30 protein-coding genes are annotated in these 23,492 nt (G+C 62.6%); 7 read left to right on the forward strand and 23 right to left on the reverse strand.

Annotated features, from left to right (window positions below; all coding sequences use genetic code 11):
• Positions 1-20: 20 nt before the first annotated feature.
• From D4754_RS19430 to D4754_RS19440, 3 genes are read left to right on the forward strand one after another with little or no spacing between them, the layout of a single operon-like run.
• Positions 21-614 carry a transposase gene (locus D4754_RS19430; protein WP_121066883.1) on the forward strand — a complete coding sequence of 198 codons (594 nt, stop codon included), beginning with the start codon at positions 21-23 and terminating at the stop codon, positions 612-614.
• Positions 601-2,928 (forward strand): relaxase/mobilization nuclease domain-containing protein, encoded by a 2,328-nt coding sequence (locus D4754_RS19435; protein ID WP_121066886.1) that lies wholly within the window; start codon positions 601-603, stop codon positions 2,926-2,928. Before D4754_RS19430 ends, D4754_RS19435 begins: the two co-directional genes overlap by 14 nt.
• Before the next feature lie 8 nt (positions 2,929-2,936).
• The gene (locus D4754_RS19440; protein WP_121067032.1) at positions 2,937-4,952 is read left to right on the forward strand and encodes a type IV secretory system conjugative DNA transfer family protein; all 2,016 of its coding nucleotides are present in this window, start codon (positions 2,937-2,939) and stop codon (positions 4,950-4,952) included.
• A gap of 70 nt (positions 4,953-5,022) precedes the next feature.
• Here D4754_RS19440 and D4754_RS19445 read toward each other — a convergent pair whose 3' ends face one another.
• Complete coding sequence (locus D4754_RS19445; protein ID WP_121066890.1) at positions 5,023-5,586, reverse strand: hypothetical protein; 564 nt, start codon at positions 5,584-5,586, stop codon at positions 5,023-5,025.
• Positions 5,579-5,848 (reverse strand): hypothetical protein, encoded by a 270-nt coding sequence (locus D4754_RS19450; RefSeq protein WP_121066893.1) that lies wholly within the window; start codon positions 5,846-5,848, stop codon positions 5,579-5,581. The genes D4754_RS19445 and D4754_RS19450 overlap by 8 nt, the downstream gene beginning before the upstream one ends.
• A gap of 298 nt (positions 5,849-6,146) precedes the next feature.
• Between D4754_RS19450 and D4754_RS19455 the strand changes: the two genes are divergently transcribed.
• The gene (locus D4754_RS19455; RefSeq protein WP_121067036.1) at positions 6,147-6,398 is read left to right on the forward strand and encodes a type II toxin-antitoxin system ParD family antitoxin; all 252 of its coding nucleotides are present in this window, start codon (positions 6,147-6,149) and stop codon (positions 6,396-6,398) included.
• On the forward strand, positions 6,388-6,690 hold the full coding sequence (locus tag D4754_RS19460; RefSeq protein ID WP_121066896.1) for a type II toxin-antitoxin system RelE/ParE family toxin: 303 nt from the start codon (positions 6,388-6,390) through the stop codon (positions 6,688-6,690). The genes D4754_RS19455 and D4754_RS19460 overlap by 11 nt, the downstream gene beginning before the upstream one ends.
• A gap of 89 nt (positions 6,691-6,779) precedes the next feature.
• Here D4754_RS19460 and D4754_RS19465 read toward each other — a convergent pair whose 3' ends face one another.
• The 17 genes from D4754_RS19465 to D4754_RS19540 all read right to left on the reverse strand — a co-directional run bounded on the left by D4754_RS19465 (position 6,780) and on the right by D4754_RS19540 (position 19,704).
• Positions 6,780-7,475: an RES family NAD+ phosphorylase gene (locus tag D4754_RS19465; RefSeq protein ID WP_205589669.1), complete on the reverse strand. Its 696-nt coding sequence runs from the start codon at positions 7,473-7,475 to the stop codon at positions 6,780-6,782.
• Positions 7,472-7,885 (reverse strand): MbcA/ParS/Xre antitoxin family protein, encoded by a 414-nt coding sequence (locus tag D4754_RS19470; RefSeq protein WP_205589670.1) that lies wholly within the window; start codon positions 7,883-7,885, stop codon positions 7,472-7,474. The genes D4754_RS19465 and D4754_RS19470 overlap by 4 nt, the downstream gene beginning before the upstream one ends.
• Positions 7,886-8,105: 220 nt before the next feature.
• Entirely contained in the window at positions 8,106-9,185 is a 1,080-nt protein-coding gene (locus D4754_RS19475) for a TrbL/VirB6 family protein (protein WP_121066901.1), read from the reverse strand.
• Between the two features lie 6 nt (positions 9,186-9,191).
• Positions 9,192-9,590 (reverse strand): hypothetical protein, encoded by a 399-nt coding sequence (locus tag D4754_RS19480; RefSeq protein ID WP_121066904.1) that lies wholly within the window; start codon positions 9,588-9,590, stop codon positions 9,192-9,194.
• Entirely contained in the window at positions 9,587-9,781 is a 195-nt protein-coding gene (locus D4754_RS19485; protein WP_121066909.1) for a DUF4177 domain-containing protein, read from the reverse strand. Before D4754_RS19485 ends, D4754_RS19480 begins: the two co-directional genes overlap by 4 nt.
• On the reverse strand, positions 9,768-10,766 hold the full coding sequence (locus D4754_RS19490) for an ATPase, T2SS/T4P/T4SS family (RefSeq protein ID WP_121066912.1): 999 nt from the start codon (positions 10,764-10,766) through the stop codon (positions 9,768-9,770). The genes D4754_RS19485 and D4754_RS19490 overlap by 14 nt, the downstream gene beginning before the upstream one ends.
• Before the next feature lies 1 nt (position 10,767).
• Positions 10,768-12,150 (reverse strand): TraB/TrbI/VirB10 family type IV secretion system protein, encoded by a 1,383-nt coding sequence (locus D4754_RS19495; RefSeq protein WP_071974363.1) that lies wholly within the window; start codon positions 12,148-12,150, stop codon positions 10,768-10,770.
• Positions 12,147-12,815, reverse strand: a complete 669-nt coding sequence (locus D4754_RS19500; RefSeq protein ID WP_036051669.1) for a TrbG/VirB9 family P-type conjugative transfer protein — start codon at positions 12,813-12,815, stop codon at positions 12,147-12,149. The genes D4754_RS19495 and D4754_RS19500 overlap by 4 nt, the downstream gene beginning before the upstream one ends.
• 123 nt (positions 12,816-12,938) lie before the next feature.
• Positions 12,939-13,595, reverse strand: coding sequence for a VirB8 family type IV secretion system protein (locus D4754_RS19505; protein WP_121066915.1), 657 nt, complete (start codon positions 13,593-13,595; stop codon positions 12,939-12,941).
• Positions 13,596-13,605: 10 nt separating this feature from the next.
• Entirely contained in the window at positions 13,606-14,421 is an 816-nt protein-coding gene (locus tag D4754_RS19510; RefSeq protein ID WP_035366663.1) for a type IV secretion system protein, read from the reverse strand.
• An 11-nt stretch (positions 14,422-14,432) separates the two neighbouring features.
• Positions 14,433-15,521: a lytic transglycosylase domain-containing protein gene (locus tag D4754_RS19515; protein ID WP_121066917.1), complete on the reverse strand. Its 1,089-nt coding sequence runs from the start codon at positions 15,519-15,521 to the stop codon at positions 14,433-14,435.
• Positions 15,522-15,576: 55 nt separating this feature from the next.
• Positions 15,577-15,744: a hypothetical protein gene (locus D4754_RS24105; protein ID WP_163025989.1), complete on the reverse strand. Its 168-nt coding sequence runs from the start codon at positions 15,742-15,744 to the stop codon at positions 15,577-15,579.
• Positions 15,741-18,116, reverse strand: a complete 2,376-nt coding sequence (locus D4754_RS19520) for a VirB4 family type IV secretion/conjugal transfer ATPase (protein ID WP_121066920.1) — start codon at positions 18,114-18,116, stop codon at positions 15,741-15,743. Before D4754_RS19520 ends, D4754_RS24105 begins: the two co-directional genes overlap by 4 nt.
• A complete protein-coding gene (locus D4754_RS19525; RefSeq protein ID WP_121066923.1) occupies positions 18,106-18,384 on the reverse strand; it encodes a VirB3 family type IV secretion system protein in 279 nt (92 codons plus the stop codon). The genes D4754_RS19520 and D4754_RS19525 overlap by 11 nt, the downstream gene beginning before the upstream one ends.
• Before the next feature lie 12 nt (positions 18,385-18,396).
• Positions 18,397-18,687: a TrbC/VirB2 family type IV secretion system protein gene (locus D4754_RS19530; RefSeq protein ID WP_071974362.1), complete on the reverse strand. Its 291-nt coding sequence runs from the start codon at positions 18,685-18,687 to the stop codon at positions 18,397-18,399.
• Positions 18,684-19,304, reverse strand: a complete 621-nt coding sequence (locus D4754_RS19535) for a lytic transglycosylase domain-containing protein (RefSeq protein ID WP_071974361.1) — start codon at positions 19,302-19,304, stop codon at positions 18,684-18,686. Before D4754_RS19535 ends, D4754_RS19530 begins: the two co-directional genes overlap by 4 nt.
• A 43-nt stretch (positions 19,305-19,347) precedes the next feature.
• A complete protein-coding gene (locus D4754_RS19540; protein WP_028093938.1) occupies positions 19,348-19,704 on the reverse strand; it encodes a hypothetical protein in 357 nt (118 codons plus the stop codon).
• 144 nt (positions 19,705-19,848) lie between these two features.
• Here D4754_RS19540 and D4754_RS19545 point away from each other — a divergent pair, with 144 nt between their 5' ends.
• Together D4754_RS19545 and D4754_RS19550 are read left to right on the forward strand one after the other, a co-directional pair.
• Positions 19,849-20,169, forward strand: coding sequence for a hypothetical protein (locus D4754_RS19545; protein ID WP_017467345.1), 321 nt, complete (start codon positions 19,849-19,851; stop codon positions 20,167-20,169).
• A 156-nt stretch (positions 20,170-20,325) separates the two neighbouring features.
• On the forward strand, positions 20,326-20,583 hold the full coding sequence (locus D4754_RS19550; RefSeq protein ID WP_017467344.1) for a helix-turn-helix domain-containing protein: 258 nt from the start codon (positions 20,326-20,328) through the stop codon (positions 20,581-20,583).
• A gap of 141 nt (positions 20,584-20,724) precedes the next feature.
• Here the strand turns inward: D4754_RS19550 and D4754_RS19555 are convergent, their stop codons facing one another.
• The 4 genes from D4754_RS19555 to D4754_RS19565 form a co-directional block, all read right to left on the reverse strand.
• A complete protein-coding gene (locus D4754_RS19555; protein ID WP_088626515.1) occupies positions 20,725-21,471 on the reverse strand; it encodes a hypothetical protein in 747 nt (248 codons plus the stop codon).
• Positions 21,472-21,578: 107 nt separating this feature from the next.
• Positions 21,579-21,833 carry a hypothetical protein gene (locus tag D4754_RS24110; protein ID WP_141102078.1) on the reverse strand — a complete coding sequence of 85 codons (255 nt, stop codon included), beginning with the start codon at positions 21,831-21,833 and terminating at the stop codon, positions 21,579-21,581.
• A 208-nt stretch (positions 21,834-22,041) separates the two neighbouring features.
• Positions 22,042-22,359, reverse strand: coding sequence for an MBL fold metallo-hydrolase (locus D4754_RS19560; protein ID WP_240453949.1), 318 nt, complete (start codon positions 22,357-22,359; stop codon positions 22,042-22,044).
• A 76-nt stretch (positions 22,360-22,435) separates the two neighbouring features.
• On the reverse strand, positions 22,436-23,488 hold the full coding sequence (locus D4754_RS19565; protein WP_121066926.1) for an alcohol dehydrogenase: 1,053 nt from the start codon (positions 23,486-23,488) through the stop codon (positions 22,436-22,438).
• Positions 23,489-23,492: the final 4 nt, after the last annotated feature.

Genomic DNA, 23,492 nt, shown 5'->3' on the forward strand with positions numbered 1-23,492 from the left:
AATAGGGGGGCTTTCTTCGTATGAGCCGGACCAAGAGACTGACACAGACGGAGCGGGCGGAGATTATCCGTGAGGCCGGAGAAGGTGTGGGGACTTCCGTGCTCGCGGAGCGGTTCGGGGTCACGCCGCGGGCCATCCAATACACGTTGAAAGCCGATGATGAACGCCAGCGGGATGCGGCCGTGGCGACGGCCGCGGTGACGGTGAAGCTGACACCAGAAGAGCTCGCCGCGCTCGATGAGGTGCTGTCCGCGGCGGGGATCGAGACCCGCACGGAGGGGGTCCGGCGGCTGATCCAGGCGGCGGGCGGAACCTTCGTTCCGGACGCGCAGCTGGCGGCTGAGATGGCACGTTACCGGGCCTCCCTGCACGAGGTCGGTAACGGCGTCGTACAGGTCGCCAAGCAGATGATGAAAGCCAGCCGGGAGGGGCTGGGGGAAGGCTCCGCGCCGAACGCAGAGTTGTCCGAACTGCGCCTCGCGCAGATGCGTGGGCTGGCGCGGTTCATCCTCGATTCCGCTGACGAGATCGACCTGCTTTTGCGCCGTCGTCGGGATGGGATGCAGCTCTCCGCCACTGCCGCTCTGAGGGAGTTCGCCCATGCGGCTGAATGATGCCGTCCATGACGTCACCGGAGAGATCTTCCGGGATGGCTGGAGCCGCATCCGGGGCTCGATGCAGGGGCTGCAGGCGTCCCGGCAGAGGCAGCTCGTGCGCGCCGCTGCGGGGCATCGTGCGGCGGTCTTCAAGGCGATCCGGGGCGGGGGCACGCATACCAAATCCCAGCTCATGAACCAGCTTGATTACCTCACCACCAAGTCCTCGCATATCGTGGACAGCAGCGGGTTCCTGGATGGGAAGACGAGGCTTGAGGGATCGGAGATCAAGGACCTGACGGAGCGGTTCGCCAAGCGCTGGAGTGCGGGGTTCAAGCCCAAGCTCGGACAGACGACGCATATGCTCATGTCCTATCCGATCGGCACCCGGGGCGAGGACGTGCGCGACATCACCGCCAATGTCGCGGAGCGGTTCTTCCAGTCGGACGAGGGGCATTTCGACTACATCATCGCGGTCCATGAGGACCGGGACCACCCCCACGCGCATATAGTCTTGAACCGCCGATCGCAGGAGGGCGAGTTCTTCTTCCTTGGCCGGGACCATCGGTTCAACTACGACGACTTCCGCCTCGCCATGGTCGAGGAGGCCGAGAGGTTCGGGGTGCGCCTCGAGGCCACGCGGCGGCTCGATCGAGGTGTCGTGCACTACCCGCCGCGCACCCGCGAGGTCTATGCGGCGAAGGACGAAGGGCGGGCCACGGAGCCGCGGCCACGGGTCGGAGCAGACTTGGATCGCGCTCTGGAAGAGATCGCAAACACCCGGATCATCTATCACTCACTTGCCGCCGAGGCCTCTGCGGACAACCGAGAGGACATCGCCGATGCCCTGTTCCGCTCGGGAGAGCTTCTGGCCAAGGGCGGCAAGCTGACTTTGGAAGGAGGCGTCTACATGGCAGAGGAGCAATCGTTCGAGGATCTGCGGACCCGTTATGCCGATCAGGTCGCGCGCGTCCAGGGCATGATTGATGCGAAGCCGGAGGCCGACCGGCCGAGGCTCGAGCGCAGCCTCAACGAGATCCAGTCGCGGCTCGCGCATATGCAGCCCTTGGGGCTGCGCTCCGTGACACTGACCGAAAAGCCTTCGGAGGGCGGGGTCTATTCCGAGACGAATATCGATGCGGCCCGGCTCGACCGGTTGCGCGACCCCGAGGTGCGGGCGCAGGTCGACACCGCGCTGCGCGGAACCGGCATCAGTTCGTCCGTCGTCGTCGCGCGGATGGAGACGGGCGCGCAGAACGCGGCGCTCGAGCGGCAATGGATCGCTGACGATCTGGCGCGGGTGGCCGAGAGGGACGGTCTCAACCTCGAGCGCCGCGCGGATCTGGAGGCGGCGCGCGAGACCCTCAACCGCGCTCATGTCCAGCTCGGCGTCGCGCTGGAGCGGGCAGGGGTCTTGCGTGAGGACGGTGTCGTGGAAGATCGCACGGTGATGGAGCGGGTCCATTATCATCGGGACGCCACTGAGGACATGGAGCGCGCGATCCGCCAGGACATGCGTTCGGAAGGTTTGACCGATCAGCAGATCGAGGCGCGGGAGTGGGAGGTTGTCTCCCGCGCGGAGCGGCGTATCGAAGAAGAGCAACGCAGCTACCTCGATGCGCATCCCGAACTGCTCGCGCGCCCGGGCGACGTGATCGACCGGTCCGAGCCCTACCGGGAGCGGATCACCGACGAGGCCCGGGCCCGCGAGATCACCCGCGAAGTCGACCGGATCATGGAAGGTCGCGACGCGCGGACCCCAGTTGCGGATGCCGTCACGGACGAGTTCCACGCGCGCTATCCCGATATGCCGTCGCATCTCGCCCGCGGGCTTGGCGCGACCTATGCTTCCGTCACCGATCTGCGCGACACCGAGGCCCTCAACCAGGTCCGCCGCGACAACGAGTTGCTTGAGGTGGCGCTCGACCTGCGCGACGGGCGGCTGTCGGACGCGCGCGAGGGGGACGCAGTCGAGGGCGCGCCGATCATCGATCCGGACATCCGGCGGGTCGTCGACCACGAACGGGCCGGCAATCTGCAGTCGCCCTTCCAGGATGACGGCCAACGTCTGGCCTACCGCGACGCTGTCGAGCGGGAGCTTGATGATAGGCAGATCGAGCGGCTGCGGGACGGTGATGCCGACGTGCTGAAGACCCAGATCGAAGACCGTCTCGACCGGCTCTATGCGGCCAAGACCTATTTGCAGTCGGATACGGCCACCGCCAACAGCGAGGCGACCCGCGCCGTGGTCGAAGAGATCGCCGACCGCGAGTTCGAGCTTCACCGCGCCGATCTTGTCGATGGCGAGACCGAGCGCGGGGAGACCCATTGATGGGATGGATGGGGAAGGGCCGCCTCGCCCTCGGCGTCGCGCTGGTCACACTGGTCGCTATCGCGATCGGCTATGTCATCGCCTCGGCTGTGGTGACGTTCCGGGACCTGGGTTTCCGGGCGGAGATCGATTTTTTCTACATCGCCCAGTACTATCGCGCCATCGGGGCCGCCCGCCCCGATGATTTTCGCCTGATCAACCTGATCATGGGCGGGGCCGGGGTGGCGGGCCTCATGATGAGCCTGGCGATGTCGGGCTCGGCGCTCACCCGGTTCGGCTATACCCATTGGCAGACCCGCCGCGAGATGAAGCGGAACGGCTTCTTCGGCGCGCCGGGCACGGGTTTTGTCATCGGCAAGCTGGGCAAGCCCGGATCGCGGGCGCCGTTCCTCTGCTCCCGGACCTTTCCGCATGCGTTGATCGTGGCCCCGACCGGACGCGGCAAGACCACCGGGTTTGTCATTCCGAACCTGCTGACCTGGCAGGGATCGGCGGTCGTGCTCGATGTGAAGGGTGAGTGTTTCGAGGCGTCGGCAAGGCATCGGGCCGCCCAAGGCGATACGGTCTATCGGTTCGCCCCGACGGATTGGGAGGACAGGCGCACGCATCGCTACAACCCACTCTTGCGCATCTACGAGCTCAAAGACCCGGCGCGCCAACAGATGGAGTTGCAGCTCCTGGCCACACTCTTCCTGCAGAATGACAACGACCGGGTGCAGGGGCTCCTCAAAGGCGGGATCGATCTCTTCGTCGCGGCCGGGCTCCTGGCCTTCCAGCGTCGTCGACCGACGCTAGGAGAGATCTACCGCATCGCCGCCTCGGGTGGGCAGAAGCAAAAGGAATATCTCGCTCGCGCCCACGAGGTCCAGAACGCCGCGGCGCGGCTGATATTCACGCGGCTGGCCTCGACCAACAACGACACGCTGACCTCCTATGTCTCGCTCCTGATGACGTCCGGCTTGGACCAGTGGCAGAACCCGGCGATCGATGACGCGACGGCGACCTCAGACTTTGACTTCCGGACGATCCGCAAGAAACCTTTCAGTGTCTATTTGGTGGTCCAGCCCCTCATGGTGAAGCCGCTGGCACCTCTGATACGGCTCTTCTTCTCGGATCTGCTGTCGGCGCTTCAAGACAAGGAGCCGGGTCCGGACGAGCCCTGGCCGGTCATGATCATGCTCGACGAGTTCAACCGGCTCGGAAAGATGCCGATTGTGGCCGAGAGTATCGAGGTGCTGCGTGCCTATCGCGGGCATCTCGCGGTGGTCACCCAAACCATCCCGGCCATCGACGAGATCTACGGCGAGAACACGCGGCGGGCCTTGCAGGGCAACGCCGGGATCAAGCTCTACCTGACGCCCTCGGACGAAAAGACCGTCGAGGAACTGAGCAAGGCCGTGGGCAAGACCACCAAAACCGTGGTCACACGTTCCCGCGCGGTCGGCAAGAACCCGTTCGAGGGCCGCAGCCAGTCCGAGCGGACGGAGGAGGTCGCGCTCCTGCCGGAAGATGAGGCGCGACGTCTGCCGCTTGATGAGATCGTGGTGGTCGTGGACGCGCAGATGCCGGTCCGGGCGAAGCGGGTCGTTTACTACGAGGATCCGTTTTTCAAAGGCATCCACGCGGCGCAGGAGGGGGATCTGCCCTTCCCGAAAGGCTCAGTTCCTCCGATGGAGGAGTTGCCCCTGAGTGTCCGGGCGATGCCTTCGGCGCCGCGTGGGTCAGGTCTCTCGGAACGCGATTTCGAGGCCAGGATGGGGTTATCAGACTCCGGAGGGAGCGCACCCATTGATCCCGGTCCGGCTCGAACGCCTCGGCGCGGTCGTGCCGCAGTTCTCGCGGACGATCAGCGGCAGTTCGAGATGGATTTCGGGCGGCAGACAGATCTGGAGGTGGAGGCTGCGTCCGAAAACGACGTCGCCCGAGTTCAGGACGCCGTGAGTGATCTCGAGCGGTTGGAGGCGGAGATGTCCGGTTCGGAAGCAAACGTCAGCGAGACGGGCGAGAAATTCGGGCTTGGCTGAGCCGCCATGCGGGCGACACGAAAGAATGTCGCGATGGCGTCTTGTGGCCACGGCCTTGAGCCGACCATTGTCACGGGTGAAGAAAGCCAGGGTCGTCGCGCTCTGGTCGAGGGGCTCGCTCAATCGTCGCAGGGTCGATCTCACGCATCGTCAACTGGGCGTTCACCCTGCGGGCCGCGGGGCCCGCACGAAACCACTTCGCGGCGGAAGCCAGGTTAAAGCGCGGACGACGCTGCCCCTTTGCCGGGTTTGAGGCCTCCATCAGAACCTCGATCATTTCATCGATGCGGTAGAGGCCACCCGCAACGGGGAGGGGCATCTTGCGCTGCTGGAGCGCCTGTCGCTTCACCTCGAGCTTCTCGGCGACATCCGCGAGAGACACAAGGTCGGGACGGGCCTCGCGCAGGACAGTGCCCTGCGGCAGCGCCTTGATCAGCGCCCGCGCCGCTTCAAGGATCGCGCTCTCGGCCTCATCCCCTTCAAGTTCCAGTTCTACACCCAGAAGACCGGCGTGACCGGTGCCCACGAGTGCATCTTCAAAACCCGCCTCGAAGATCGCGTCAGAGAGCGCAAACGCATCGTGCTCCCCATCGGGGAGCGCAAAGACCAGTTCGAATTCGAATTCTTCAGCCATTGGCATTACCTTCGCCGTTCTTCTGAAGCTTCACGCAGGCCAGAGCCTTCTGTCGGATCCTTTTCGCGAACTGCTGTGGATTCTTCGGGGTCGACCAGACAGACATCTGACAAAACTCGCCACAGCGGCAATCCTTATCGTTGACCGGGCATCGGAGGATCCGCCACGCGTGCCCCTTGCCCTCAATAAGGTCCCATCCCAGCTCTTCGAGCTCTTGGATGACGACCTCGATTTCCTTTGCTGTGTGCTTCTTCCTTGGCACCTTAGATACTCCACTCTCTTAAATTGTCAAGTGACAAGTTAATGTCTCGGCAGAAACATCGCTGCAATTTGCTGCCCGCTACCTGCTCATTCCCTAAGGAAGTTTGCTGTCATACGCTTTGATCTGAGAACGGGATACAGGACCGGCGTCCCAGACAGCAACACCGGGGCTGATGGCGGTCGGTTGCGTCGCAAGTATCATTCGCTGCGGTTTTGGGGTGCGGATACTTCTCAATAGCCAACGGTTGCACTCTGAGTGATACGCATATATCATCTTTATGCGTATTTTGGATGTTAAGATGGCAAGCACCAGCGTGACACTCGGCCCGCATTGGGACCAATTCATTGCCCTGATGCTGAAGGAGGGCCGATACGGGTCGACCAGCGAGTTGATCCGTGCCTCGCTGCGGCTCATGGAAGAGCAGGAGGGTCAACGCGCCCGGCTCCGGGTCGCCCTGATGGAGGGCAAGGACTCCGGCGATGCGGGACCGCTGGACATGGCCACGATTAAACGCGAGGCGTGGGCCAGGTCTGGCGCCAATGACGCGTGAAATCCGGCTCAGCGAGGCTGCCAGAACCGATCTTATCGACATCTGGATGGAGACTGACCGAAAATGGGGACCCGACCAAGCGGACAGATATCTCGACGACATCGAACATTCCCTGAACGGATTGCTCGACAATCCGCGGATCGGAACGGACTGTTCGGATCTCTTGCCGGGATGCTGGCGACTGATCACCGGCCGCCACCTTGCGTTCTACGAGGTCGATGGCGCCGCGATCTTCGTGATCCGGGTCCTGCATCAGTCCATGGATGTGCCGCGACATTTGAGGGATCGGTGACGGCAGAGGAAGTCCGGTTGGCCGAGGGAGGTTCGCTGCACCCCATCTGGGAGCCAAACCCGTTTCCCCGGTCTCTGCTCGCCGTGGCGTCAGGCCGAGATCGCGTAGACTGACCCGTCGCCCAAGTCCTTGAACATATCAACCTTCGCGCCGTCCCAATGGTAGGTGATGTGGCGCCCTTGGACGGGAGCGGCGGCGACATCGGGATAAAAAGTCGCGAAACATGTGCCGGCAGGGTTTCGGACGGACGGGTAGACGATACCACTCGCACCATCAGCACGTTGGTCTCGCGCGAAGGCCTGAGGGCTGGTGTAATCTTCCGGGTTGAGAAGATCGTCAAACCCCTCCCGGACGTCGACAAGGACCGCATCTAGTTTCCCGATCAGCTCGCGCTTGTCGGCGATCCATCCCGGCGCTTCGTCGGTTGCGGCACAAAACAGCTGGGTGTGATGGACGGTCTCAAATAGGGCCGTTTCGAAATCGTCCGCTCCATAGAAGGCGCCGAAGGTGCCGTCGTGGAACCGCCCCTTGTGATCGGGTGTCACATGCACGAATGGGGCCATCAGATAGGATGCTCCAGGCCCTCCGACGCGCCGTTCCTCGGGGACGAGGTCCAGGTTTCCGATGGTCAGGGCGAGCCTAGGGTTGGTCTTGCTCTCGCCCGAGCCGAGAAGCAACCAGTCGGCTGGGTCTGCGATATCCTCGAAGAGATCGATCGGTGGGTAGGCCGAGTTTATCAAGCGATGGTACCTGTCCCAGGTGACCCTGGTTTCGGGCGCTGTCACCAAGGCCCCCGCACCGCGTCAAGGTAACGCCTGACCCGCATGATGTCGGTGATCTGCCCCCCAAGCATGACCTCCAAAGCCGTCGCGCCGCCAAATGCGGTATTCGAGCGCTTGACCCAGCTGTAACCTCGTGCTGGCTCCTTGAAGAGCAGTCGGAGCGCCTTGTGGATCCCCATGATGTTCGAGAGGCGTGCGGCGGTATCGATCCCGGCACGGCCGAATTCCCCTGCTTTCCAACGCCGAAACGTCCGCACCGAAATATCGCCCATGAGGACGGAGGCCTGCTCATCGCTCAAACCCCAGAGGCCGGCGAGTTTAATAAAGGCGCGCTGCATGGCCTGCACCTCCTCATCGGAGAATTGCGGTACGGGAGCGGCGACGTGTGGTTCGATCCGTCTGAGTTCAGGCATAACAGCCTCCGGAATGGACATATGGCATATATATGCAAATTAGCTGCCACTTGTCAACATCCGGCCTGGGCCCGAGGTACACTGCGCGGCGACAGCTTAGCAGCTGTGACTTATCTCAGAGCCCCCGATATCGGCTCGAGGAAACGGCACAGACTCTGTGACGGGACGATTGGGATCATAGGCAAGGCGATGCATACACTGTTGAGTGCGCATTCGGGGATTATCGCCTTCCCAGCCTGCTTAGACGGGCCAACTGTGCCATCATCTTTGCGCCTGTGCCGGGTGGGCCCGATCCGGGAGAAACGGGTGTGTTCTGATTGACACCCGGCCTTTGAGGCATCGTCTGGACGCCAAAGAATTGTCGGGCGCGGAGTGCAGCGTACTCCGCCCCACTCGCTCCGCCGATAAGATACCGGTTGTAGGCCTGCTGGCTGCCGCCAAGGGCTCTGCCGAACCCGTAGGCCCCACCCATCCCTGCCGAGAGCGCAGGCATCATGATGTTTCCCGAAATCGCCCTGACGATGAAGGGCGTCGCGATGATGAAGCCCTTTGCCATGAGCACCATCATGAAGAATGGGATAAGGGCCCCAATGTTGGACGCGCCCTCGGGATCTCCAAGCTCTCCGATCAGTGCCGAACTGACGCCGGTGATTGTCGCGAAAACACCTGCGACGACTATTGGATAGAGCGCGAAGGAGACCAGCGCCGAGAGCCAACGCGCAAAATAATCCTTGGTCACCTCGAAAAGCGTCAGGAAGATCATGACCGGAGCGATCCCGATCAGAAGTGCGATCATGAGCCGGGATGCGACGAGAATGAAGGCAGCAAGCCCGCCCAGGATCGAGAGCAGGAGCACGCCAAGAACATCTAGCAATGCGCCGGCCACCCAATTCAGTTCCGAGCCTGCGGCATTCAGGTATTCTCCCAACTCGGCAATGAGCCGGTCAAACTCCTCTGCGAACGTGCCGCTTGGGCCCGGCGTGCCACCACCAACAGAGGCGACTAGCGATCCGGCGATGCTGTCGATGCCGTTCAAGACGGCTGATGAGAAGGCGTTGAACTGAACCCAGTTGGTCGCGAAAACGCCTATGAGGCCGACTTTCACCGCGAGCCAGAAAGCAGTGCGTCCGTCCATGGCACGGTACTGGTAGATCATGTTCACACAGACCAGAATGACCACAAGCGTCGTTCCAAGAACCAGCATTGTGCCGACTGTTGCCGCCACCGCGCCGAACTGAGTCTCTGCGGCAGAATCCAGGTAGCCCTGGGAGGTTTCGACGAAGTAGGTGACGACGCTCATGACCCGTTACCAGTTGCCCTCGGCTTCGCAGATCGCCATCGCGTCAGGTCTCAACGCGTTGGCGCGCCGGTTGTAGGTGTCCGAGGCCTCAAGCATTTCCCATCGTTCGGTTGTGGCGAAACGATCCCGAAACTCCGTTTCCGCCGCCCCCCAGGACGGGAAACGGGTGTCGCAGGAGCAGGATCCGGTTTCGACGATACGTTCAAGGTTTTGAGCCCGGTAGATGTCCTGCACCAGGACACGTTTGAAAGCCTCTCGCACGGTGATGTTCTGCATCCACTCAGGCTCAGCGGGCCGATCGATGCAGACATCCGACGTGCCGTCGAGAGAGGGGACGAGGTCGCGTTCGGCGGCAGCCGAAAACCCCACAACGGTGATCGAGATGCAAAGCAAGGCGGTTCTCAATTCGCGCCAGCTCCTTCGGCAATCTCACGCTTCAGAAACGCGGTGTGGCCAAGATGCGCGAACTCGGACGTGCTTACGGATACGACCTCCCATCCATCCCGACCACGGGTGTTCAGGTCGTCCTGCATCGCGATCAGGCTGGTTTTCTTGTCCACCGGATAGGTGATGATCTGGTACTCAAACCGCTTCATGGGTCATGCCTCCGCTAAGATCGGTTCCCGGGAGATAGAATTCGGTGATGCCGCGTTGGCCGTCCTCGCGGCCCGCCTGGATGATCACGTCGATCGAGCTTTCGATGTATTGGACCATGTCCTGATAGGTCATCGGAATTTCAGTCTTCAGCGCGGCGATGGCCAGCCGTTGGACCGCCAGTTGTGGCGTCTCGGCATGGAGGGTTGTCATCGAACCGCCATGGCCGGTGTTGATCGCCTCGAGGAAGGTCATGGCCTCCTTGCCGCGGACCTCGCCGAGGATGATCCGGTCGGGCCGCATGCGCAGCGTCGCGGTCAGGAGCACGTCGGCCGATTGGAACTCGGCGTCGCGGTTGGCGATCAGGGTCACTGCGTTCGGCTGGGCGGGGAGCAACTCTGCGGCCTCTTCGATCGTGACGATACGTTCCGCGTCGGCAACGTAGGAGAGGATCTTGCGCGCGGCGACGGTCTTGCCGGTCGAGGTGCCGCCGGAGACGATCATGTTGAGCTTGTTCTCGACGCAGAAGCGGATGGCTGCGTAGATGTCACCGGAGGCGACGACCTCGCGGAGCGCGCGGTTCTTCTCTTGGCGCAGTTCCTCGAGCTTGCGCTCTTCGCCATAGAGAAAACGAAGCTCAATCTGGTCCAGCGGCAGGCTCGAGAAGAAGCGGAGCGAGATCGACATGCCCGCGAGCACCGCGGGCGGGGTTACGACCTGGGCGCGGATGGGGCGGTCGCGATAGGTGATCGAGACCGAGACGATGGGCTTGTCCTTGCTCATAGTCGTGTTGGCTGAGGAGGCGATCTGGTTGCCGAGATCGCGCACCTCCGTGACCGTAAGGCGCTGCTCAAGCCCCCGCATGAAGTGATCCCCCTGGAACTCACCCCAGCAAGAGCCATCCGGGTTGATGCATATCTCGATGACGTCATCGCGGGCGGCGTCCTTCAGCTTATCGAGCGAGGTCTGGAGGTAGGAGAGCGTCATCTCAGAAAATCTCCAGATCCCGGTCGACCATGACGGTGACGCGGGCACCCTGATCGACATAGATGACCGGGCCAATGGAGAGATATTCACCGATCACGCTGTCGGTGGCATCGGCCAAGTCATCGCCCACATCTTCAAGTACGTCCGCGGTGGTCTCATCCTCGACCTGGGCGGCGGCCACACTCGGGGCGGCCGAAATGATCGAAATCAGCGCGGCTGAGCCGAACCGCTCGTCAAAGCGGGTATCGACGAAGCCAGTGACACCCGAACGGCCCAACTCGTCTCCCCCGAAGGAGCTTATCTGGACGGTCTGGTTGTTTGGCAGGACAATCCGGTCCCAGGCGATGGTGACGCGCTTCTGGGCTATCTCGATGCCGGAGCGGTAGCGTCCAATAAGGCGCGAGCCGCGCGGGATCAGGAGCCGTGAGCCGTCATAGCTGAAGACGTCTTCGGAGATGATGGCACGGGTCTGTCCGGGGAGCGAGCTGTCGAGTGCGGTCTCCATCACGGCCTGGATCATCGTGCCCTGAATGACCGTGTTCGAGGGATTTGCGATGACTTCGGCTTGTGTGATGGCGCTCGGCAACGCGCCGTTCAGCACGAAGTCTGTCACCTCGCCGAAGGTGCGTTCGGTAAGTTCTGTCTCGCCCGCATTGGCGCCGCCCGTTCCGCCGAAGGCGATAACGGGGGAGGAAATCCGCCGTTCCTGGAAGGCACGCTCCTCCTCGGCCCGGCGTTGCAGCTCGGCCAGCCGCCGCGCCTCTTCCTCACGTCGCATCCGCTCATCTTCGCGGGCGCGCAACTCTTCGTCGGTGGGTCCGAGCGGGGCGGGTGCCGGCTTGTTGGCCTCCAACCGCGCGAGGTCCAGGTCCATACGCAGCTGTTGCAGCTCCCGATCTCGTGCGGCGAGTTCGGTCTGGAATTGTTCCTGAGCATTCTCGGAGGCGTCCTGTAGGGCTGCGATCCGTGCGGTCAGGGCATCGATCGCCTCCGCTGCCGCGCTGTCCGCCCCGGCGTCGGTGTCCGGCGCGTCGCGCAGTTCCTCGATCTGGGCCTGGAGTGCGGCGATCTGCGCCAGAAGTTCGGCGTTGGGTTCTGGTTCGACGAGAACGATCTCGGGTTCCGGGGCGGGCGGCGGCACGAAGGGTTCGATCTCTCCGAACCCGTCACCCTCGGTTTGGAACTCGTCCGGGGTGGCCGTCGGCAGGGCGACCTCTTCCCCCGGGCCCGAAAACAGCAAGAGGACCAAGCCGCCCGCCAGGATGAGCCCTGCGAGGAGGAGGGCGAGGAGCGGTAAGCGGTGTTTCGGGGCGGGTCCGTGGCGCGGGTTGCCCCGTTCGAGCGCAGCAAGACGCTGTTCGAGATCCGGGTTGTTGTCACTCATGAGGCGGCCTCCGCGGGCGGCGTCGCCTCGATACACACCACGTCCTCGCCCAGACGCAGCACCCATTGGCGCCCCACGCCCGAGACACGGATCACACCGTCTTCGACCGCGCCTGTGTTCACCGTGCGCTCGCGCCCGTTCGTGTAACGGAAGATCGCCGGGACGGGTGCGTTCCGTGGGAAGGCGAAATAGGTGAAGGTGCCGTCGTCCCAGACCCGGGTCGGCGTGAACTCCGTCCGTGCGCTGGCCCCGTAATTGGTGTTTGGCGCGGCGCGTGCGATGGCGTCGGCCGAGCGGCGATTGTCTTGCGGGTAGCGGAATTGCACGACATAGAAGGTTGGGCTCGAGACCTCGTTCACGTTGAAATAGTAACTCCGTCTGTTGGTGTAGACGGTCACGTTGGTATGGACGCCGCGGGCGACAGGTTTGATCGCAAAGGCGCGACCACCTGGGACGCCGTCGATCTCAAATCCTTCCGTGTCGCCGGCGATGATTGAGCGGATGCTCTCGCCTGTCCCGAACTCGATGGTCGTGACATGGGTCAGGGAAACGTTCAGCCTGTAGACCTGGCCTTCCTGGTAGGACGCGACCCGCACGCGGTGGTCGTTGGGTCCCCCGCGCGGGATCGCCTCGGCTGACGCGTGGGGCGTAAACAGCGAGACCATCAAAAAGGCCGCGACGAACGCCTTGGCGTGTCCGGCGTGTTTCGCATTGCAAAAAGCCTGGCGCCTCTCGCGCTTTTGGGACGCTGGCAAGGCGTTCCCTGATTTCTTGTTCCGGAAGCGAATTTACTGGTTCTCCAATCTGTCCGAGCGGATCGCGTATTCGACGACCGTGAAGCCAAACGGGTTGGTCCAGACCTGGTCGATGGAGCGGCTCTCTTCGGGGCGGAACTCGAAGAGGAGCGTCGCGGTGAAGAGGCCCGCTTGGACCCCCTGGATCGAGGTCAGGCGCTTGCGAAGCCGCACCGTGGCCCGGTTGTTGCCGATCAGGTTGATGCTGAGAATCTCGACATCGAGCCGTGCATTTGGCCCGTAGACTGACGGCGGATACTCTGCATTGGCCGAGTTCCAGATCTGGCGCAGTGAGGCCCCTGCTGCACGGTCCGAACGGCGCAACACGCTGCGGATGCGCACGTCATTGTCGAGCTGGTTGTAGACCTCGCGGTCCGTCACGTAGCGGAAGACCTCCGCCTCGATAATGGCGCGGTTCTCGGTGACGGTGGTGGCCCCGACGGTGGCTTCGGGGAGGGCGAAGCCGGTGGCGGGATCGTAAGGCACAACAACTGGGGGCGGATCGACATCGAGGATGGCCACGGCGGCCGCGCTGAGGCAGCCCAGGATGCCAAAGCCGAGGCCGATGAGCCCCAGGCGCTGCCAGAGCCGTTCCCGTCTCAGTGCGCCGTAGACCAGTTCCTCCTCGATGATGGCGGTTTCTTCGTCCAACAATCAGTCCTCAATCCGCGCTCAGTTCCGGAAGCGTGAACTCCATGAAGCGTTGTTCTTCGGCGATGGTGGCGGCATCGATCACGCCGCCGGTGCCATCTCCTACGGTCTGGATCGCTTCGAGCTGCCACATGGCGACGAGCGCGATGGCGAGCTCTGCCGTCACCCGCGTGTTGAGATCGACGCTCTCCTTGAGCTCATCCATGTCGTCGATGAGCCCGACGAGCCGGTCGACACGTTCGAGCGACTGCCCGGCATCCTCATAGCTGTTCTGGGCCGCGGCCGAGACCAGCGCGCCGGTCGTGGCCTGTGTCGCCACGCGCACGGCCCCGGGATTGCCGCTGCGGGCCATTTCCGAGAGCGTGTCCTCGTCGAAGCCGAGATCGGCCAGCACCCGGTCCATCTGGGTTTCGATCTCGACGGCGCCGGATCCGGTGAGCCCGGAAAAATCCCCCGTCTTGATGGCTTGAATCGTGGCGATGATGTCGCCGAACTCCTGGTCCAGGAGACCGTTTAGTTCGTCTTCCATCTGTGTCCGGATGATCTCGGGCAACTCTGCGAGACGCGTTAACGCCTCATACGTTCGTTGTAGCTCGGCGAGCTGCTCCGTGAGCGTGGCAAGCTGTTCGCGGAGCTGCACGAGTTGCTCGTTTTGCAGGATCTCGTCCTCGATCATCTGCCGGAGCTGCTGGATGTTTTGGGCGATGTTCTGGGTGTCCACGACCGGCACGCCCTGGGCCAGGGCGGGGGCACTGGTCACGAAAGGCGAGCAAAGCGCCAAGACGCTGGCCAGGGTCAACGCGCGAAATGGTGCTGAAATGAACATTCTGCGGGGCATCAATCCAGATCCTCCAATGTGAACTCCATGAATTCGTTCTCGGCCATGCGGGTCGCGGCCTGGGCCAGTTGGGCCGCGCTGAGCGGTTGGGTCCGTGCGGCTTTCAGGCGAATGCGCGCGGCCATCAGCCGGACCAGTTCGGCGCGGGCATAGGTGTTGAGCGCCATGCTCTCCTGGAGGTCCTGGGTCGCGCCGATCCGGGTGACGATGTCCTGGACGCGCAGGGCGGCCTGCCGGATGGCGGCGGGGGAATTGCTGCCGTAGAAGGCGGCGCCGAACCCGCTGAGCGAGAGATGGGCGTTGGCGAGAAGCGCGGGGTCGATCGTGCCGAGCGCGTCGATGCCACCGATCCGCGCGAGGTAGAGATTGTAGCGTTCGGGGATGACCCTGATGTAGTGCCGGGTCTCCTTGAAGGGCGGTACACCGCCATATTCGAACACACGGCCAGGCCCGGCGTTATAGGCCGCGAGCGCGTTGACGACGTTGCCGTCGAAGGTGGTGAGCTGGGCCGCGAGGTAGCGCGCGCCGCCCTCGACCTGCAGGTAGGGGCTGTCATAGTATTCCGGGTTGATCCCGAGATCGCTCGCGGTGCCCGGCATGATCTGGGTGAGGCCGAAGGCGCCCACGGGCGAGCGTGCGCCGATGGAGAAGCGGCTCTCCTGCCAGATGAGCGCCTGCAGGAGGGCGCGCCATTGCACGACGGAAAGACCGGCCCGCCCGACCCCGGGCCGGCCGTGGGTCTCCTGGGCGACCCGGATGATCAGCTGCTCGATGTTTTCCGCCGCATCCCCGAACGTACCCGCGCCGCCGGGGTTGGGATCGATGTCGCCCGAGCCGTAGACCCCCGCTGCGGACCGGTCCGGATCGCCGCTGCCGCCCTCGAGGTCTTCGACCATGCCCGGCAGTCCCTGGCCGCCGAAGCTCGTCTGCGCGTCTAGGATCGCGCGAAGCGCGGCGAGCTGTTCCCGTTCGATCTCGGTTAGCAATTCTTCGACGGTGAGTTTCTCACGCTGGACGGCGAGGTCGGCGTCCCGGTCGCCCGTCTCGACGATATCGCGGGCCGTTAGCCCGGAATCGTTGGTGGGCACGCCCTGGGCGAGCGCGGCCGCCGGCAGGAGAGCCGCCAGGAGGATATGTGCGACCCTAGACCTCAACGCCGTCGTCCGGGTTTCCGATGGGTGTGAAGATGCAATCCGGCTCGGCCCGGTCGAGCGAGGCGCGGAAGGCGAAGCAGTTGGCCTGCGGCTCGCGATATTCGGCGCAGGAAGAGAGAACGCCGAGCGCGGCGAGGAGAATGAGCGGTCGGATCATGAGAGCCTCCAGAAATCAGGTCTGTCGCGGTAGTCGGGGCCGACGAGGGCCTCGCCCTTCTCCATGCCGCCCAGGATGGTGAGGAGGGGGCCGAGGGCGGAGAGGTCGGCATCGACCACCACCGAGCCGCTGTCGTCGCGGATGAGCGCGAGGCGACTGTCGCTTCCGGTGTTCAGGAGAACGTCGAGCTCTTTCTCGAAGAGGTTCAGCATCGCGTAATCCGATGCGTGGGCGCGGATGTTGGGGAGCAGGATCTGGGTTGGCACCGCCTCGACGATGGTCTTGCCGGTCCGCGTGCGTTCGAGCTGGCTCGCATATTGTGTCATCATCACCGCGACCGTGTTCTGTTTTCGGGCGGTCACCAGCCAGTTCGAGAGCCGTTCGGCAAAGTACGGGTTGTCGAGCGCCTTCCATGCCTCGTCGATCACGATGATCGTGGGGCGGCGGTCCTCGATCTCCCGCTCGATGCGGCGGAAAAGATAGGAGAGCACCGCCATGCGCTCCTTCTCGCTCTCGCTGTCGAGAATGCCGGTCAGGTCAAACCCCACGACATCGCCATCGAGGGAGAAGGTGTCCTCAAAGCTCTGGCCGAAGATCCAGCCGTAGCGGCCGTCCTCAGTCCATTCGAGAAGGCGTTGGTGCAGGTCGCCACTGTCGTCGGTCGAGACAAAGAGCGAGGCGAAATCCTTCCAGTTCCGAAGAGCGGGGTTACCGGCAGTGGCGTTCTGGCGAACGACCTCCTGGATGCGGTTGGTCTGGGCCGGGGTCAGGGGTTTATCCGAGCGATAAAGAAGCGAGGCGAGCCAATCCGAGAGCCAGGCCGTGCCGCGCTCATCAATCTCGGTCCAGAGCGGGTTGAGGCCTGTCGCCTGTCCCGCCTTGATCGAGGCGTAGCGCCCGCCATTGGCGCGGACGGCCATCTCCATCCCGAGCCGATAATCAAAGACGAAGATGCGCGCGCCGACCCGGCGGGCTTGCGTCATGAGGAAGGCCGAGAGGACGGATTTGCCGGAACCGGGTCGGCCGAGAATGAGAGTATGTCCGCCAGTGGGCTCCTTCTCCGGCGAGCCTTGCTCGTGATAGGAAAACCGGTAGGCGCTCTGTTCCGGCGTCGGGAAGAGCGTGATCTCCTGGCCCCAGGGCAGTTGGTGTTTCTCCTTGCCGAGCTGCGTGCGATGAAGTGCCGCGAAATCCGCAAAGTTGCGGTTGGTGACAGCGCTGGCGCGGACCCGTTTCGGCTGGTTGCCCGGATGCTGGCTGAAATAATGCGACTTGGCCGCCATCCGCTCGCCGATCATCTTCACGCCCTCGGCGGCGGCGGCGTTCACGATCTCGGCTCCGAGGGTCTGCAGCTCGTCGAGACTGTCACAGAAAACGGTCACGACCATGTGGTGCGCGCCGAAGCTCTGGCGCTTGGCTTCGAGATCATCATGGGCGATGTCGAGCGCTTCGAGGAGTGAAAGCGCGGCATCCTGGGAGGCTTGCATCTGGCGCTTCTGGCGCTTTATCCGGCCTGCCATCAGGTTCGAATTGATCGGCGTGAAGGAATGGGTGACGATCATGTCGACCGGCAGGTTCAGCATGTCGAACATGGTGCAGGTCGTGCCTTCGGCATATTCGCCGATGGTGAAGCTCTTGCCGAAGCGGTGGCCGACAACGCCGTCCGATAGCTCGAAATGATCCTCGAGAAACGTGACCCGGGTGTTGGCGACGTTACAGGCGAGGAACCCGTAGCGGTTTGCGGGATAGAGCGGCAGTTCGCGGCCCGTGTTGAGCGCGCCGAGAAAACCGACAAGCTCGCCAGAGGCTGCTGAAAGGATGCGGGGCTTGAGTTCGGCGAGGCCGGAGGTGAAGACGCCGACCGCCTCCTTGAGACGACGGATCCGTTTCGCAGTCTCTTCCCTAAACCGCTCCGGCGCAGATCGGTTCACGAAGCCGAGGAAGCTTCTGGGCGGCGGGCGGTGGATGATGGTGAGTGTGAGGGTCTTGTCCCGGAGACCGGCCGAGGCGAGCTTTGCGCGCCAGGCATCATCCACCGCCGCCGCGAAGCCGTCGCCCCGGACCGGGAGCAGGTCCGGGGTGATCGACTTCGAGACCTTGTGCACGTAGTAGCTGAACTCCGGCCCGAGCTGCGCGATGATCCGGGCGAAGAGCGCCGTCACCTTGTCGAGATAGGTATCGTCCGTGGTGTAGCTGTTCACCCCGCTCAGGCGGATGCATTGGAGGAGCTCGTTGGCACGCGTGCGGACCGTGTGGTCGTCCACGAGACTGACATAGGGCAGCATATGCGCGAGGCGCTTCTCGCGCGCATACCAATCCGGCATGAGGGTGCGTTCATCGACGGTCTCGCCCAGGGCTTCACTATGGCGCATAGCTGTCGCCCCCGTGGATGGACCGGTTCCGCGTCGGTGGGGTCTCCTGCAGAGACGTCATCATCACGTCGATGAACCGCGGGTCCCAATCCGCCGCTTTCCAGAGAACCGGATAGAGAACCGCCGCGATGCCCAGGACAACCAGGTGCTGCACCCACACGAAGAGCAGCACCGACCCGAAGAGCCAGATCATGGCATACATGATCGGCAGGCCGAGGAGCTTGGGCGGGCGTACGAGGCCCAGAAAGAGCGGCGATCGTTCGGCCACGTTCGCCTCCTCTCACGACCCGAAGACGGCGGCAACGATGGTCGGCGCGGCCGCAACACCCGCGATTCCCACCAGCACCCAGAGGGCTTGGCGCAGATCGATGATGTTGAAGAACCAGCTGAGGAACACTCCGAGGACCGCGAGGGTGGCGATGACGACGCCAAGCGGTCCGGTCAGCGCGTCCACGATGCCCTGTAATAAGCTCTGAATCGGTGAGAGGTCGATGCTCTGGGCCAGGGCCGGTTCTGCCGCAACGATGAGGAGAGCGGCAAGGGTGATCAGGGGGTTCGTCAATGGCTTCATGGGGACGCTCCTTCCAGCCGGTTGAAGACGGCCAGCACCCGCTGGACGTGGTTTTGGGTTTCTCGAAACGGTGGAATGCCGGAATGCTCGCGCACGGCGTCGGGTCCGGCATTGTAGGCGGCGAGCGCGAGGCGCGCGTCGCCAAACTCGGCCAACATCAGGGCGAGGTAACGCGCGGAGCCGTCGAGGTTCTGTTTCCAATCATGGGGGTCGACGGCAAGAGCGCGGGCTGTATCGGGCATCAACTGCCCGAGCCCGACCGCCCCGACATGGGAGACGGCGTGCGGATTGTACGCACTCTCGATCTCGATATTGGCGCGATAGAGGTGGAGCCAGTCCGTGACGGTGATATCGGCTGCACGGAGCCCAGGGTGGCTCGCATAGCGCAGTCCGGTCTCCTCGATCGCGGCGAGGATATCCGGGCGTGGTGTGAGCGCGCGAGGGATCATCGCCGCGACGCGCACCCCTTCACGTCGCTCAGTGCGGCGCTCCTCGCCCAAGATGCGCAACCCTTCTGAGGTCGAGCCAACGCCAACCCCGTCATTGTAGTTGCGCGCGAACCGCTCCTGGGCGCGCGACGGCGAAAGAGAACCGTCCCCCGCCATCACCAGGACCATGTCTGCCGATGCCGGGAGGCCCAGGTAGGAAAGGAAAAGGGCGCTAAGCCCGGCTGGCAGCCATCTCTTCGCTGGAGAGTTTGTGAACCGTCCGCTTGCCCTCTTCCAGAGGCACGTCGGCGTGCGAGAAACCGATCCCTTGCAGGAAGGAGATGACCCCGGTGACGGTCTTGATCTCGCGGATCTTGATGTCGTTGCGCGAGGTTCGGGTCCGGGCCGTGACCAGAAGTTTCTCGATCCCATCGTCGCTGACAGCGCGCATGATCCAGACCCCATGCCAGTTGGGGCCTTTCTTGAAGGCGTCCTCTTTGCAGACAACTTCGACGCGATAGCCGCTGGCGACCAGATCGCGGAATCTGGGTTCGGTGACCACATTCGGGGCTTCTTTTTCTAGGTCCATCACCCGGATCACGTTCTCCAATAGGGCGAATGACCAGGTTTCAGGTGTTGAAACCAAGTCATACGATCATATAGTATTGACGCACAAGATAAACTTTTGATGCGACAAGCGGATTCTTGCTCAACTAACGAATAGACGGTTCCCATGCATTTGATCAAGAAAATAAGGGGGTTGGACGCCCTCAGGTTGTGCGCATCGACCGTGGCACAAGCTATACTTCTGGTCACGTGCCTGCCGGGCCACGCCTTCGCCGCGTCCTGTTTGCCGCCGCCCAGGCCCTTCGTGCCGAGCGATTCCGAGGCCGCGCGGGACTATGCAGATCTCATCCGCAGCGACTTTGAACTCTACATCCGGGACATCCAGAGCTACTTTCGGTGCTTGGAGGAGGAGCGCGCCCGTGCGTTCGAAGAGGCGCGCGAGGTGAGCCAGGACTACGGTCGCTTCCTGGAGCTGGTGGACGAGTGATGTGACCGCGACCTTTCCAAAGGGTCGCCGCCTAGTGACATCCGGCCGTATCGGCGGCGTGCAATTCGGAGTCTCTATCATCACCTAAACGCCCATTATCCACTTTTTAGATAATCTATAAAGTAGATTAGCCCTGTCACAAGAGGTTTGTGACACGTGGCGAAAACGATCAGGAGTTCGGGACATGAGGCACTCCGCGACGCTTTGATTGCGGCGCGGAAGGCGGCTGGGTTAACGCAGGCCGAGCTCGCTTTGCGTCTCAGATGCCACCAGTCCTTCGTCGCCCGTCTCGAGAGCGGAGAGCGCAGGGTCGACGTAGTTGAGTTGATCGTGCTCGCGCGTGCTCTGCAGATCGATGCGGTTATGCTACTGGCAGCGGCCGAGGCGGCGACAGAACTCGATCACCGTATTTAGGGCGAGGTGATGGGCTCGTCTTCTCGGATGGTATGACGAGATCGAGTCCCGGTGGGGCGGAAGAGAAATGATAACAATGGATTGTTATGGGGCGCTGCGCTGCACTGTCTCTAATACAGGTTTGGTGGAGAGAAAAACGTCTTAGTAGTTCACCTGCTCGAACCCGTAATTGCCCTCGTAGTCTCGCCAGTCGACGAAGACCGAGCGGTGATAGATGGAGGGACAATGATCGCCCCAACGTTCCAAGCCGACATGCGCCTCGGGCAACGCGGCGACGGACGAACGAGACCAGTAAAAATCGCCCTGGATTCCATAGGAACCGAGAAGGACTGTTTCGAAACGGCTGCAATCGCTGTCGCGGGATTCGTGTTGGCGCGCATACCGAACATCGAAGACACGGATCGAGCGGATGAAGTTGAACTCCGGTCCACTGATGTCGATGTCGGCTCGGTCCTGGATCAGATGTAACGCAAACCCGTCAGGGTGAGGTAGTGGCTCGACGCCTTTCGACCGCACGACGGCAGGCAAGAGGGCGCCAGCTTTTTCGGGGTCAGATTCCGCGAGGTTCTGGGGCAGGGTAGAAGCGTTGGAGAAGAGGATGTCAATGACACGCCGAGTGCGACCGGGGTCGTCTACAGGTTCGAAGGAGGCCCCCATGGGGCAACGCCAGATCTGGAGGGGAGGCTCGACAGGCCATGGCGTGATCCGTCGTATGAACTCTGCACGTGCCCGCGAACAGGGCTCTGATGCCGGCCAGCCGCCGGAGAGGCAGAGCAGGATGGCGCAATCGATCGGGTAGGTCTGCGCCGACGCGCTGTTTCCACCTCCGCTCAGCGAGGCCGTTCCCGCGACGACAGCGAGAAAAAAATTACGAAGGAAATTGCGCATATCCAAGAGCTCGATTGACTGTGATGCAGAATCTGAGGATTACGATAATATACTATCGTCGAGCGGTCAAATTCGAATTTTTGTAACTGTCTTGGAGCGCCTTGATGCTAAAGCAGATCGGCTGAGCCCCTGAGCGACAGCTCCTCCAAAAGGTCAGTAACCTCATCGGTGGTGACAGTCTTTGCATTCGCAATCGTGTTCCGGCTTAACGGGGGATCGATATGGTGTGCCGTACGTTTGGGATCGAGCCAGAGGATGGACAGTTCTGACGTATTCCAGCGATAGACCCAACCAACGGTTCGATCACTGCGACCGTCAACAAGCCGCGCGACCGGAACCGCTTCTTCCTTTTCGATGCTCACCGGTTCGTGTCCGCCTTTTCTGCTTCGGTTCTTCAGTCCTATTCGGCTGGGACGTTCCCGTGATCTGATCTCGGTTGAACTTATTCCTGGCTCGTTAAAAAGGGGCGACACCGACCGCGTCGGTGCCGCCAGAGGTTCGCCCACAGGGAGGTGGTAGAGGGCGAAACCTATTGAAAATAGGGGAATTTCATGTTGCGCATAATAACTCTTATGTTAATTTCCATACCCCGCCATCTTGTACCACCCGCGACTCAGACAACAGCTTCTCCAGATGCGCCGCAACGTTTCGTCCTGCGGCCATTGCGATTTGTGGGTCGGTTTTCTTGTAGACGGAAGCGGCGATATTCTGGACCGAATCCGGGGTGTTTGAGAGGTGGGCGAGGATCTCCGCCTCGCGACGCATGCGGTTGGAAAGCAACCGTTTGACGTAAGGTTGCGGATCCCGGAGTATAGGTCCGTGCCCCGGAAAGTAGATCCTATCGTCGCGCTCAATCAGCCGCTGTAGCTGCGCGCAGTAGTCGTGCATGTTTCCGTCAGGGGGGCTGACGATCGAACTGTTCCAACTCATAACGTGGTCGCCCGTGAAGAGCACTCCGTTAGTGTTATGGCGTCAAAATCGCCCGTCCTACTATTTCGCCCTCTTCGAGACGGTTCAGAGTATTCTCGGCCTCTTCTAGATCGACCGTTTCGGTCGGCAGAACAGCGACCTTTCCGGCCCTGGCAAGCTCCATCAGTTCGGCGAATTCGGACAGGGATCCGACATAGCTGCCCAGGATTGTCAGGGCTTTCACCGGGATCAATGGCAACGCCCAGGGCGCCGCGCCGCCGAACAGGCCGACGATGACGATCTTGCCGCCCTTGCCGACCGCGTTGAAGGCAAGGCTGGCGGTGGGCTCGGCGCCCACCAGATCAACAACAGCCAGCGCCGGACCGCCCGTGGCCGCCTGGACCTGGGCAACCGCATCCTCGGCGGCACCGTCAATTGCCGCGCCCGCGCCCGCCTTCAGCGCCGCGTCGCGCTTAGCCGGGTCGATATCTACGACAATGGGCGGCAACCCGCCCATAGCTTTCACCAGGCCAATCGCCATAAGACCCAGCCCCCCGGCCCCGATGATCATCACCGGAGCGGCCTTGATCGTGTCTTCGACCTTTTTCAGCGCCGAGAATGTCGTGAGCCCGGAACAGGCCAGCGGCGCCGCCAGTTCGGGGCTGATGTCGCCGATGTCGAACAGATAGCGCGGGTGCGGAATCTTGATCCGATCCGCATAGCCGCCATCGGCGAACATGCCCAGATACCGGGGGGCGGCACAATAGTTTTCGAGCCCCGCCTTGCATTGGTGGCATTCGCCGCATCCCTGCCATGGATAGACGACGAAATCCTTGTCACGCTCCAGCTCGCCCGCATCCGGCCCGACCGCGATGACCCGGCCAACCGGTTCGTGCCCCATCACCAGCGGCAGTTTCATGCCACGATCGCCAAAGCTGAGCGTCTGGCCGTGGCCCAGATTGTAACAGCCTTCGCGGATATGCAGGTCGCTGTGGCAAACGCCGTTCGCGGTCACCCGCAACAGCACTTCGCTGCCGCTCACTTCGGGGTCGGGGCGATGTTGGGAGACAAGCGGCTTACCGAATTCGGTCAGGGATTCGCATTTCATTGTG

Source organism: Chachezhania antarctica, assembly GCF_003646465.1.
Classification (GTDB): Bacteria; Pseudomonadota; Alphaproteobacteria; order Rhodobacterales; family Rhodobacteraceae; genus Chachezhania; species Chachezhania antarctica.